General features: G+C 60.5%; 14 protein-coding genes. 2 read left to right on the top strand and 12 right to left on the bottom strand.

Features of this window, described 5'->3' with window-relative positions; translation table 11 throughout:
• Positions 1 to 9: 9 nt before the first annotated feature.
• The 3 genes from V1T76_RS24730 to V1T76_RS24720 form a co-directional block, all read right to left on the bottom strand.
• On the bottom strand, positions 10 to 480 hold the full coding sequence (locus tag V1T76_RS24730; RefSeq protein WP_330563354.1) for a hypothetical protein: 471 nt from the start codon (positions 478 to 480) through the stop codon (positions 10 to 12).
• Positions 481 to 640: 160 nt separating this feature from the next.
• A complete protein-coding gene (locus V1T76_RS24725) occupies positions 641 to 2,014 on the bottom strand; it encodes a tetratricopeptide repeat protein (protein ID WP_330563353.1) in 1,374 nt (457 codons plus the stop codon).
• Positions 2,015 to 2,038: 24 nt separating this feature from the next.
• The gene (locus V1T76_RS24720; protein ID WP_330563352.1) at positions 2,039 to 2,806 is read right to left on the bottom strand and encodes an FkbM family methyltransferase; all 768 of its coding nucleotides are present in this window, start codon (positions 2,804 to 2,806) and stop codon (positions 2,039 to 2,041) included.
• Positions 2,807 to 2,970: 164 nt separating this feature from the next.
• Between V1T76_RS24720 and V1T76_RS24715 the strand changes: the two genes are divergently transcribed.
• Entirely contained in the window at positions 2,971 to 3,768 is a 798-nt protein-coding gene (locus tag V1T76_RS24715) for an FkbM family methyltransferase (RefSeq protein ID WP_330563351.1), read from the top strand.
• Here V1T76_RS24715 and V1T76_RS24710 read toward each other — a convergent pair.
• The 8 genes from V1T76_RS24710 to V1T76_RS24675 form a co-directional block, all read right to left on the bottom strand.
• Positions 3,739 to 4,170 carry a DUF6165 family protein gene (locus tag V1T76_RS24710; protein ID WP_330563470.1) on the bottom strand — a complete coding sequence of 144 codons (432 nt, stop codon included), beginning with the start codon at positions 4,168 to 4,170 and terminating at the stop codon, positions 3,739 to 3,741. The two genes, V1T76_RS24715 and V1T76_RS24710, sit on opposite strands and share 30 nt — an antisense overlap.
• Positions 4,171 to 4,351: 181 nt before the next feature.
• On the bottom strand, positions 4,352 to 5,002 hold the full coding sequence (locus tag V1T76_RS24705) for a glutathione S-transferase family protein (RefSeq protein ID WP_330563350.1): 651 nt from the start codon (positions 5,000 to 5,002) through the stop codon (positions 4,352 to 4,354).
• Positions 5,003 to 5,049: 47 nt separating this feature from the next.
• A complete protein-coding gene (locus V1T76_RS24700) occupies positions 5,050 to 5,706 on the bottom strand; it encodes a ribonuclease T2 (protein ID WP_330563349.1) in 657 nt (218 codons plus the stop codon).
• 31 nt (positions 5,707 to 5,737) lie between these two features.
• Complete coding sequence (locus V1T76_RS24695) at positions 5,738 to 6,190, bottom strand: cytoplasmic protein (RefSeq protein WP_330563348.1); 453 nt, start codon at positions 6,188 to 6,190, stop codon at positions 5,738 to 5,740.
• 97 nt (positions 6,191 to 6,287) lie between these two features.
• Positions 6,288 to 7,136, bottom strand: coding sequence for a 23S rRNA (adenine(2030)-N(6))-methyltransferase RlmJ (locus V1T76_RS24690; protein WP_330563347.1), 849 nt, complete (start codon positions 7,134 to 7,136; stop codon positions 6,288 to 6,290).
• On the bottom strand, positions 7,133 to 7,660 hold the full coding sequence (locus V1T76_RS24685) for a GNAT family N-acetyltransferase (protein WP_330563346.1): 528 nt from the start codon (positions 7,658 to 7,660) through the stop codon (positions 7,133 to 7,135). Before V1T76_RS24685 ends, V1T76_RS24690 begins: the two co-directional genes overlap by 4 nt.
• Before the next feature lie 237 nt (positions 7,661 to 7,897).
• Entirely contained in the window at positions 7,898 to 8,773 is an 876-nt protein-coding gene (locus V1T76_RS24680) for a cold-shock protein (RefSeq protein WP_330563345.1), read from the bottom strand.
• A 214-nt stretch (positions 8,774 to 8,987) separates the two neighbouring features.
• Positions 8,988 to 10,091, bottom strand: a complete 1,104-nt coding sequence (locus V1T76_RS24675) for a DUF1176 domain-containing protein (RefSeq protein ID WP_330563344.1) — start codon at positions 10,089 to 10,091, stop codon at positions 8,988 to 8,990.
• A gap of 220 nt (positions 10,092 to 10,311) precedes the next feature.
• Between V1T76_RS24675 and V1T76_RS24670 the strand changes: the two genes are divergently transcribed.
• Entirely contained in the window at positions 10,312 to 10,950 is a 639-nt protein-coding gene (locus V1T76_RS24670) for an MBL fold metallo-hydrolase (RefSeq protein WP_330563469.1), read from the top strand.
• A 131-nt stretch (positions 10,951 to 11,081) separates the two neighbouring features.
• Here the strand turns inward: V1T76_RS24670 and V1T76_RS24665 are convergent, their stop codons facing one another.
• Positions 11,082 to 12,086 (bottom strand): DUF1402 family protein, encoded by a 1,005-nt coding sequence (locus V1T76_RS24665; RefSeq protein WP_330563343.1) that lies wholly within the window; start codon positions 12,084 to 12,086, stop codon positions 11,082 to 11,084.
• Positions 12,087 to 12,247 lie beyond the last annotated feature (161 nt).

Here is a 12,247-nt window from a genome sequence, read left to right as displayed (position 1 = left end):
CCGCCCCTGTTACCGCCGGAACTGTGCACTGATCCAGGGCGGGGCTGGGAGCCAGCGGTTGAGGCTCTTGTCCAGATAAAGGCCGGTGACGATGTTGTAGGAAACGGTCTCCGGCTGGCGGGTAAAGGGGTTGGTGACCTGCCGCGTCAGAATTTGCGAACCGCGATAGCCCGGCGCAAAGGCGGTATTTGCCGATGGTGCGCTGGAACCGGGGTGCCCCGCATAGATCGTGTCCATAACCGGCAACCGCGTGCCGGGATGGCCGGCGTAGATGGTGCTCATCACCGGTCGTCGCGCGCCCGGATGCCCTGCATAGATCGTGTTCATCGCCGGCCGCCATGAACCGGGGTGCCCTCCATAGAGGGTGTCCATCACCGGTCGCCGCGCGCCCGGATGCCCTGCATAGATCGTGCTCATCGCCGGCCGTTTGGAGAAGGGAGCATATCCAGCGGGGCCGGCGGTGAGCGTTTCAGAATGCATTTGCCCCGGCCGGCTGCCCATGGAGCTGTCGGCGGATGGCTTTCGACCAGCACCCAACTTTGCGAGATCTTGATCGATTCCCGGCTTCTTACGGTCGACCAAAGCTTTTCCCTCAATATCCTAATAATGTTGAAGATTTAATTCTAAAACTGACATAAAGTTACAAAATACCTCTGCTTTTCGCAACTCTTTTCAGAGCTTCCCTTATATTGCCGACAACATCGGTCCAGTTGCGCGATTTCTCTTGCCGGAAATAGCGCATGCCCGGATACCAGTCCGATCTCTCCCCTTCAAAGCAATGGTACCAATGGGGAAAAGTGTCGAGCAGTACCCAGACCGGCGTGCCGACCGCGCCCGCGATGTGGGCGGCCGCGCTGTCGGTCATCACGATGATATCCAGCGCCTGGATCAGGAGGGCAGTTTCGGCAAAATCGAAATCGTCGCAGTCGATCACGAGATCCCCGAGCCCGCCCTCGATCAGCTGGCGTTGCGGCGGGCCTTTCTGCAGACTGAAGAGCTGGACGAAGGGGAGTTCGGCAAGCGGCAGAAAATCCTGGAGCCGTGCAGACCTGTCCGCGTTGCCGCCATAGTCCACGTTTCCCGACCAGATGATGCCGACCCGCAGCGGCGCTCTTGCCCTTGCCAATAAACTGTCGCGCCTTTCTGCAAACGACGGGTCTCCCTGGAGGCGCGGGGGCGGATGAAGAGACGGGTCCTTGACGTTCAAGAGTGAGGGCAGTGACAGCAGCGAGACCTGAAGCGCGCATCCATGCGGGCCTTCGGCATCATCGACCCATTCGTCGACACCTTCCATAGAACGCAGGAGGAGTAAAAGGGCAGGTGGACACAGGAAATGGACATTGGCACCGGTGGCCTTGAGTGCGGGCAGGAAACGTACCGCCCAGACGATGTCGCCATAGCCACCCTCAGGCAGGACGAGAATTTTCTTTCCCGAGAGCGGAGACCCGTCCCAGAAGGGCAGGTGCTGTGATGCCGCCGGGCTGGCGTTTAAGCCGAAGCGGTGCTCCCAAAGTGGCCAACCGGCCTGATAGTCCCGTTGTCCCAAAGCCAGCCAGGAAGCTTCGATGGCTGATCCGGCATCGTCCGAATTGTGGCGCAACAGCTCCCTGAAGGTGGCCAGGGCTTCGTCGCGCTGGCCTGTCCTGGAGCGGGCAACGGCGAGGACATAGTCGATTTCCGGAACGTCCGGCTGCTGGCTCTTGAGTTGTTCCGCTACGTGCAAGGCGTCCCCCGGGCGCCCGAGGCGCAGATAGTGCGCGATAAGGCGGTGTTGGGCTGTGGCGCTCGCCGGCTCTATGGCAGCGGCGCGGGTGAGGCACGCAAGGGCTGCCGTCGGCCGCTGCTCCAGACTATGAACTTCAGCCTGGAGCAGCCAGGCGTCCAGATGATCCGGACAAAGCTCCAGACAGGCATCTGCGTAGGCGATTGCCGCAGCGCATTGCTCCCGGCCGAAGCTTCGCAGAGCCATGGCGTATAAGTCGTCTGCCGTCAGATGGCCGGGATCCCTGGTCATGTGGTTCTTGCCGCCGACACCCGCTCACGTGGCTCTGTAGATTTCGTCGATGCCAATGAATTCGATCACCTCGTATCCTTTCCCGGCCATGAAGGATGGGATCTCGGGGCTGTCGGAAATGTTCTCGATGCTCCAGGTTTCGACCGGAACGGTCTCGAAGGGAAACTCCTTGAGGACCGCCATCTCGCCGCCTTCGACATCCAGAGACACATAGTCGATCCTGTGAATGCCTGCCTCCTGGAGAATATCCCGGATCGAGCGCACGGGGATTCTGGCAATACGCTCGTCGTGCTCGGGGTGCTGACGGATTCTTTCCAGAAGATCCGGCGCGATGCTGTCTATCAGTCCACCGCTCTGGGTATAGCCGGACCGGATTTCAAGAAAGGCCGCCTCAGGTGCCGGGGTGCCAACCGCGGTGTTGAGGCAAGTGCAGCGGCGCACGGAAGTTGCCTGCGCATGGTTGGAAGGTACGGGTTCTATCAGAAGCCCGGTCCAGCCAAGTTCCTTTTCAAAGAAAAGAGTGTTTGATCCTGTAATGCCGTCATAGCCGCCCAGTTCCAGAAAGACGCCGCCCTCGCGGTTGTTCAGAACAGTATCATTCAGAAACTTGTCCTGGCCGGAATTGCTGAAATACGCAGCGTGCATCCCCAGAGCCTTTTCCACAACCCAAAGCTCGTGCAGCAGGCCACCCCGGACCGGTCCAAACACATGTTCAAGCTGCCCGGAAAGCGTTTCCCGCAAGTCGGTCAAGGTTTCCCGGGGATACGTGCTGTAGATTTCCGGCGTGGTCATGAGGCGGTGGGGTCCTCAGTCATTTGACAATGGCGCGTAACTGAATGCTTCAAGTCTAGTCTTGAGTTACCTTACGTTAGATCGGCTGGCTGACCAAAATCAAAATCTTTGATCATCCCGGTGCCGTGGGCATTCATGCCGGACAGACTGGAGGAACGGCAGAAATGACGAACCAAGACTCGATCGCCGGTCTGACGGACGCGTTTCTGGACTGGTACATCGCCAACCGGCATCGGCCGGATCTGGCCGAGCTGAATGACTATCTGCTGAATGCTGCCCTGTCTGCGCGGGGGTACAACAATGCCGAAAGTGGCGAGCGTTTCTTTATAAGGGACGTGCTGGCCACCTGCGACCCAAAGCTTTGTATCGACATCGGCGCGAATGTTGGCCGGTACAGTCTTGATCTGCTGGAGTTCACGTCGGCGGATGTAATTGCCTTCGAACCGTTGATCCGCTCTTACACGGAGCTGGTGCACAATACGCTGCGTTTTGGCGGCAGAATCCACTGTGAGAACGCAGGCGTCGGAAATTTCAACGACGAGGCGGCGCTGCATTTCGACTCGTCGAACTCTGTTCTGGCCTCTTTCGCTGAGGAGGTGAAGAGGGTGAGTTATGTCACCAACGGGGAGACCGTGACGGCCAGCGTCGTCACACTTGATAGCTATTGCCAGGAAAGGGGCATCACGGCGATTGACCTCATCAAGATCGATACCGAAGGCTTTGAAGCCGAAGTGCTCGACGGGGCAGCGCGGGTGATTTCAGAGGTCAAACCGCGGTTCGTCCAGATGGAATTCAACTGGCATCAGATGTTTCGCAGCAAGACGCTGAACGATTTCGCCGAGATGCTGCCAGGCTATGACGTCTATCAGTTGCTTCCAGATGGCTGGGTGCAGCGGGATCCGAGAGATCCGCTGTCGAACGTCTTCCAGTTTTCAAACTTTGTTTTTGTCCTGAAAAGCTGATGTTTCGTCCGGAAGAGCACAGCCACCCGCATAGGATTTCACCTCGATAATGCGCGAGCCGAGTTCGGTATTGATCTCCCGCTTCAGCGCCGTACGTCTATCGTTGCTCTGATAGATGCGCCTCGCCACATCGATGAAGCCGTCACCGAAATCCTGTCTGCGCTCGCAGTTCCGTATGTCGTCTTCCAGCGACCACAGAGTTTCATTGAGGCTCTTTAACCGGGCCTTCCAGGTCCGGATCTGGTCCGAGTTCGGGAGGTGCCGGTCGAAAACGTCTTTGAGGCAAGACAGCTCGTAGCGGACATGGTCGAGTTTGTCTGGAGCGGATATGCGGGCGGCCTTGATTTCAAGGATGGTGATCTTGTCGATGAGTTCAGCCGGTGAAGCCGGTATGCAGATCATGTCGACCAAGGTGCGCGTCCCTTGTGCTCATTCCGCTGGCATCAGAACTGTAGCATCAAGTCGCGTGTCCGTTAATTGGCGCGGCCTTGGTTCTTGGAATGGGTCCGGTAAGCCTGGACCAAACAAAAAGCCAGCCCGGCGTCATGCGGGCTGGCTGATTGGGGCAACTGCGCTCTGGTAATTACCGTAGCGGGGCCGGGTCGTTTTCCGGAACGGGTGTCGGCGCAACCCTGGTGTCGGTGAAGGCGGGCACGGCCGCTTCGAAGGCGTTCAGCCAGGCCGCCAGCTTCGGATGGGTCTCGCGCCATTTACCGGCAAAGCGGAGGTCCAGATACCCGAGCGCACAGGCGAGCGTCAGGGAACCTGCGTTGACGTCTGCCGCGGTTGCCGGGGCGGACGGTGTGTTGTCTTCGAAGTGCTTCAGGCCACGTTCCATCTTGCCTGCCTGATAGGCGTCCCAGGCCGGATCACGGTACTTCTGTTCCTTGAAGCGCTTCTCGTAGACCCGGAGAATGGCCGCATCCATGATGCCGTCAGCCAGCGTCTGGTCGCGCAGGACCGGAAACCGGGCTTCGCCTTCGGGAAACAGCTTGCCGCCACCGGCCAGGAAATCGAGATATTCCAGGATGACGGAGCTGTCGTAGAGAACGTCACCGTTTTCCAGAACCAGTGCCGGGATCTTGCCGAGGGGGTTCTGCCTGCGCAGGCTGTCGGAGGGGTCGGCGGTATTGGCGTCTTCGACTTCGACCTTGCCCTTGAGGTCGAGAATGGACAGGGCGAGTTTGACCTTGCGGCCGAAAGGCGAAGGGGCAGACGAGCGAAGTTTCATCATGGGGCCGAACTCCTGAAAGACTTGGGCGGTTGGTATGTCGAAAACGGTCAGCGGGCGCCGGGGGGTGGCACGGACATGCCGCCGGCGCGGCAGCCGGATCTGTCGACCTCGCGGCAGGACCTGAATTCCAGATCCCTTGTGAGGCAGATACGCACTTCCTCAAGCTCACCCCGGTCGCAGGTGACTGCAAGACCGTCTTCCGTGAGGCCCGGATTGGCAAGCCGGAAGGCTTTTTCCACGGTGTCTGGCGCGGCCTTGCCGCGTTTGTCGAGCGTGCGGAAGGCCCCTGGAATGGTGATCTTTTCGTAGGCTTCGCGGGTGAGGGCGAAATAGTTTTCCGGCGTCAGGCCGGAGCAGGTGCCATGCTTGCGCCACTCGTGAAAAACGAGATTGTGGCTTGGCATGATGTCTTCCATCGAAACGGCGATCTGCCGGTCGATGCGCTGTGGTGCGCCAGGGCAGCTTTCCGGAAATCCGCGCTCATATTGTGGCCACAGGCCGTGCACGACGAAGCGAAACGGTTTGGAGACGTCGCATTGATGCGGGTTGGCGTCCGCGCCTTCCTGCTTGCAATAGGTCGGCGACCAGGACAGGGCGAGGACGTAGAAATCGAACTTGCCGGGTTCATCGGCCCGGGCAGGCAGGCTCAAGAGCCCCGCCAGCAGACAGGCGGACAGTCTTCCGATGCAGCCGAGCAGCGCCATGGATCAACCTTCTAGGGGCAAGGCCGGAGCCTCAGTGCGGCCGTGCCGTGCTGCAATGGTCGCCGTAGACACGCCACTGGTCGAGCGGGGCAAGGCAGGCCTCCACGTTCCAGCCCAGCCCGACGAAGCCTGCGTGCTCTTCCACCATGTAGTGGACCGCCTGGATGGTGCCATCGGACAGGCTGGCGGTGCCCTTGCAGTAGCGGCGTTCGATCGGGCTGATGCCGTTGCTGCGGCCGTTGACTTCGCTGATGGCGTCGATGCTCAAGATGGTTCGGCCACCGTAATAATCCTTGCGGGCACGGGCGACGGTGCCGGCCACGGCGCTCTGAACGGACGCGGCCGTGCAATCCGGCAGGCGATTGGCATTGTCGCTGCCAAAGGAGAAATAGACACGGTCGTCATTCGCGGCAGCCGGTGCAGCCAAGCTTGCGCAAAAGGCGAGGGCTGACAGGGTCAAACAGACGGTACGGGCAATACGCACGGCATAAACTCCGGAAAGCAAACTGTGAGGGAGACGATGGGGGAGCCGGGTCGGAAGGTCAAGGTTCCATCCCGGTAAAAGTGTCACTGCAGGGGCTTTATTCGCCGATCAACTGCGTCACGTTCCAGCTTGCGCCAGGGCCCTGATGCAGGATGTCGCACAACCAGGGCAGGACCAGACGCATTTCGTCCGCCAACGTGAAGGGGGCGTTGATCAGCGTCATGCCGGACCCGAGCATCCTTGTGTCCGGCCCGCTTTTGCCGACATTGAGGTCGAGGCTCAGCACGTCCCGCAGGCCCGCTTCCGCGAAGTCTTCGTGCATTCGGCGGATCGCTCGTGCGTCCTTCATGGGATACCAGAGGGCATATGTTCCGCCCGGCCACTTCTTGTAGGCCTTCACAATAGCATCGGTCATGCGGAAGAATTCGTCCGTCACTTCGAAGGCCGGATCGATCAGCACGAGGCCGCGCTTTTCCTTGGGCGGCAGAAAGCTGCCCATGGCGAGCCAGCCGTCCAGGTGGATCGTCTTGACCTGATGGTCGCCTGCGAACCGCTCCGCCAACGTCTTGAAGTCGGCCGGGTGCAACTCCGTCAGCGTGAGGCGGTCCTGTTTGCGCATCAATTGCCGGGCAACCATCGGCGAGCCGGGATAGACCGTCAGTGTGTCGCCGTCGTTGAGCGACCGCACTGCCGTCAGCCAGGGGGCAAGCAATTCCGCGACCTGCGGCGGAATTTCCGCTTCAAGCACTTTGCCGATGCCCAGTTGCCATTCTCCGGTCTTCTGCATCTCTTGCGAGTTGAGATCGTAGAGACCGATGCCCGCGTGGGTATCCAGAATGCGGAAGGCTTTGTCCTTGCGCTGGAAATAAGCGATCAGGCGGGCCAGAACGACGTGTTTCAGAACGTCGCCGATGTTTCCAGCGTGGTAGGCGTGGCGGTAGTTCATTCTGTCCTGGTTCCCGAAGCCGGTTCGGCTTCGCGCTTGAAGAAAACCACAGCTTTTTCGCCGTGGTCGGCCTTGCCGATTTCCGTGAAACCGAGCCGGCTGTGGAAGCGCATCGACCCTGGGTTGGCGGGCCGTTCGTTGACTTCGCAAACGAACACGCGGCCGGTGCCGGCGAACCGTTCAAACAGGGCGTTGTAAAGGGCATCGCCGATCTTCCTGCCGCGCAGGGTTTCGTCGACGCAGATACGGTCAGTGTAGGCGAAGTTGGACAGGCGTTCGCACAGCCATTGATAATTGCGGCTGTCATAGTCGGTGCCGTCTCCCAGACACAGCAGGAAACCTGCAGGAGCGTCGTCCACGACCGCGACAAGGCAGATCAGGGCCGAGTTGACGAGGTCGAGCAGTTCTTCGGCGGTCAGTTCGTTCACGGCCGGCACGGCAGCATTGTTCAGCGGAAGCAGCGCGCCGAGGTCGCCCGGCAGGAAGGGTCGGATGGACAGGGTATCGGATGAAACGGCAAGCATTGGGCACCTACATGGAATTCGGATGGGCCTTATAGGCACTTCGGCAGGATGTGAAAAGACGTCCGCTGGATCCGTTGGTCGCCGGAAGAGCGGAGGATCGGGCTGCTGCTGAGGGCAACTCGAAAAGGGGCGAGGGAGGCAGTGTCGGTATAATTGGTGAAAAGACAGTGGGCGCAGCATGGCTGCGCCCACTGGCATCATACTTTCGAAGCCCCGCGTTGCTGGGCGTTCCGAAGTTTATTCTTCGGCCGGTTCGCCGTCGTCTTCCTGCGGTGCGTCACCGTCTTCGAGCGCCTGCAGGTTGACCGCTTTCGGTCCCTTGCCGCGACGATCCGGTTCGGTCTCGAAAGACACACGCTGTCCGCTGTCCAGGCCGGCAAATCCGGACCGCTCGACCGCGGAAATGTGCACGAACACATCCGCATCGCCTTCGTCCGGAGTAATGAAGCCAAAACCCTTGTCGTTCTTGAAGAACTTCACAGTGCCAGACTGGCGTGGGCCACGTTCGACCGGTGGCATGTCCCGCCGCGGGCGCTGCTGACGGAAGCCGCCGTCGCCTTCGCCGCCACCTTCGCGCGGGGCTCCGCCGTAGCCGCCGCGGCCACCACCGTAACCGCCGCCTTCGCGTCCACCGCCGCCGTAACCGCCGCCTTCGCGTCCACCGCCGCCATAGCCGCCGCCTTCGCGTCCGCCGCCGCCGTAGCCGCCACGACCACCGCCGCCGCCATAACCGCCGCCTTCGCGTCCACCGCCGCCATAGCCGCCGCCTTCACGTCCGCCGCCGCCGTAGCCGCCACGTCCGCCGCCGCCGCCGTAACCACCGCCGCCTTCGCGGTCGCCGCCACCGCCGTAACCACCACGGCCGCCACCGCCACCGCCGCCGTAACCGCCGCGGCCGCCGCCGTAGCCGCCTTCCTTATTGTCGTCGCGGCCGTAGCCGCCACCAAAATCATTGTCGCGTCCGCCGCGGTAGCCACCATCCCGGCCGCCGCCATAGAAGTCTCCACCGAACTCGCTTCCGCCAAAATCACTGCCGAAGTCTTGCGGACCGCCAAACTCGCGCTTGCCGCCGCGCCGACCACGCGACCGCCGGTCCGAATCACCATCGTGCATTACCGAATCACCTTAATTGTTGCGCCCTTTCGGCACATAACGACCAACTTCACCCGCCTTCACAGTCGAGTCACCACACTCAAACGCACTCCGTGCGCCTGATCAACATTCTGGGATAGGGCTTGAGCAAACCTGTCACATCCCTCTCCAGCCGCTGCGTTATCATCATAAGGGCGGGACAGGGAAAATCGCAAGAAAATCCTTGGTGGAAGCCTTAATTGGAGGCGTTTTTCAGCGGCCAGGTGTTTGACCAATTGGACAAGTCAGGTTCCGTACCGTCACATGTCTTCCTGGAGGCTTCCTCAAGCAGGACCAGGCCGGTGCCGTTCCACACCCAGCGGTTCCACAGGCCGCATTCGCCAACGCCCGACCCCTTGAAGTAACTGACAAGCTGCTGGTCGGCCGGGATCCATCTGGCGTTGTAGATGAGATCTGTTGCTATCGGGCCCTTTTCCGACATGCGAGCGACGTGAACCTGACGGGCCGCGCCGTCCTTGCCGGAAAGCACGGCGACATAGGGACTGTTGTAGGCGGTTGGAGCCCCGCAGGGGATGATATAGAGCGCGGCGCTGTCGGCGAGCGGCACACGGACCGCATTCAGGCTGGCAAAGATGGTCGGGTCGATTTCCGAGCACAGACGGTTGGCAGACCACACGGCGGCGACTTCCGGGGGGAGCTGGTCGGCACTCATCAGCGGAATGGCATGCGGGGCGTCCCTGGCAGGGTCGGTGCCGGGGGCGACAATGGCAGCAACCGTGCCGGTACGGTCCTGGCGGTTGTCGAGCCAGAGCAGGCTGGATTTGAGGCCAAGCAGAGAGACAGGTACGGCGACAGGTTCGGTGCCGGTGGCGGTAGCAGCGGGCAGGCGGATGGTCAGTTCCTTGCCCATGCGCATGGCATCAAGCAGTGTCGTTGTTGCCGGTCCTGTCGGATACCAGAAGCCTTCTCCACCCAGCGGGCGGAAGCCGGCTGGTGGATTGACCGCCGGCTGCATTTCGCGAAGCTGTTCGATCGGCAGGGCTTCGATGGGTGCGCCGTCCACTTCGAACTTGAGCGTACCGTCCTGCGGCAGTTCGGTGTTGGTGGTCACGCGGACGAGCGGCTGTGCCTCGGCCTGCCAGTCGCGGACGATGCGCACATCGACCCAGACAGACTGGCTGCGGGTGAAGGATGAGGCGAAGCAGACGCCCGTATTGCCGCAATCGACCGTCCAGCTTTCGAAACTGGGTGTTGTGCGGCCGGGCTGCGCCATTGTGCTTGAAGCGCCCATAAGCGCTGCGGCAACAGTCATCAGCAGTGTTAACAGTCGTGGCGTCATCAGCTCCGGCTATCCGAATGTGCTTGGCATCTTCCAACAGGTCCATACATCTTGTACGAAATGCACGCGGCCAGGTGAAGCCGCGATTGATCAGAAAGACGACGCCGGACGGCGTTGTCCCGTATTTGTTACATTGGGCCGTGGAAGGCCGCAGTTAAAGGAGGCTGCCATGGCGCAAGACACTACGAATTCAGGCGGTGGTGAAGATCACGAAGACGGTATGCCGCCGATCCAGGTCATGGTGCTTGCCGTGACACCTTTTCAGCAGAACTGTTCGCTTATCTGGGACCCGTCGACCATGCGCGGGACAGTGATCGACCCGGGCGGCGATGTCGACAAGATCATGGCGGCTGTCGACAAGCAGGGCGTCAAGGTTGAGAAGATCGTTCTGACGCACGGTCACATCGACCATGTCGGTGGCGCGGCAGACCTTGCCGAAGCGCTCAAGGTGCCGGTGGAAGGCCCGCATGAAGCCGATCAGATGCTAATCGACAGGGTCGCCGATCAGGCCGTGCAATTTGGCGTCGAGGGTGTAAAGCCCGTGACACCGGATCGCTGGATGGTTGAGGGCGACCAGGTGGAAATCGCAGGCCGCATGTTCGATGTGCTGCATTGCCCCGGTCATTCGCCCGGACACCTGGTGTTTTTCGACAAGGAACTGCGGTTCGCGATTTCCGGCGATGTTCTCTTCGCCGGTTCCATCGGCCGCACGGACTTGCCGGGGGGCGATCACGCGACCCTGATCAAGTCGATCCGGGAAAAGCTGCTGCCGCTCGGGGATGATGTCGCGTTTCTGCCGGGACATGGCCAGGCGTCAACCATCGGCCACGAGCGCGAAACCAATCCGTTCCTGACGTGAGGGGGAGGCAGTCGGGTGGAACCGCGCTGCAGGAGCAGCGCAGTCTGCGCTGCAATGCCTGAAAAGAAACAGTTGCCGCCGGTGGAGGTTCGGCCGCGGTGCCGAAACGTCCGCTCAGGCGGCCAGAGCCTTCAGAGCAGGCCTCTCAAGTCGCCGATGCGGTCGTTGACCAGCCAGCCGTAGTAGTTTTCCTGCGGCCAGGTTTGGCCGCTGCGGCGGAACTTTGCAGCCCGGCCCCAGGGATCTCCGAGGTTATAGAGCGTCGCGGTCAGGCCGGGGTTCTTCGAGATGTCCACTTTGCCAACGGATTTATAGGCGGCAATGGCGTCCTGAATGATCGCGGCCATGTAGTGCAGCGAGATATTGGGGTCCATGGTCGCCTTGTAGACAGCTTCTGAATCTGCTGCGGTCAGCTTGCGGAAGTTACTTGTCCTGGAAACGCGGTCAGTCATCTTGAGCACCGTGAGCGGGCTCAACTGGCCAAGACCGAAACTCTGGCCGGAATAGAGCGGCTGGAAGAAAGCTTCGTTGAAATTCTTTCTCGGATAGCGCACACCATCGACCGACCGGCCGCGAAACTTGCTGTTCCAGACGCTCTCATAGCAGGACCACCTGCGGTCCGAACTTTTCTGGATATGCTCCTTGCGGCAGTTGTCGAACTGCGGACGTTCGACGAAGGTGTCGACATGCTCTCCGTTCAGTTCGAACTCGAAGCGGATGCCTGCATAGGACAGCGCTTTCACATAGTAGGATTGCGCGCTGTCGAGCGTGTCGTAGTTGTAGGTGTGTTCACCAACGATGGCGCCGATGATATGGATCGGGTCGATGCCGTAACGCGAGGAGACGCGCTTGATGGACCCCATCAGGCGGCGGTCACGCTTCAAAACAGCCAGAACCTTGTCGAATTTGGCATCATAAGATGACTTCGAGGCGGCGGTGCGGCGGGAGGATGCAAAGGGGATTTTCGGCTGGTTCTTGAGCCGGTTTCCTTCCGGAACCACCCGCACCGACTGCGCTTGCGCGGTCGTGCTTGTCGCAATCGGCAACGCCAGGGGGGCCAGAAGCAGACCAAAAATCAGACATCCAGTCACCAGTCTGGAAATTTGGCCGAGATGACGGGTCTTCCTGCACACCATAGTTTTTCTGCGCCTGGCTTTATCTTGTGTTTCTTGCCGACCAAATGCGGTCATGCCTGCGAACTTTAGCTGTTTCACATAGCTCGCCGGATGTGACTGTAAATAACTCATCTTGCAAAAAGCCCCCAGAAAAAACCACCGCAGCACCGAAGATGCAACCG

The sequence above is a fragment of the Roseibium sp. FZY0029 genome, from assembly GCF_036350355.1.
GTDB lineage: Bacteria > Pseudomonadota > Alphaproteobacteria > Rhizobiales > Stappiaceae > Roseibium.
Note: the sequence above shows the minus strand (reverse complement) of the source record. Positions and strands in the feature narration are given on the sequence as shown.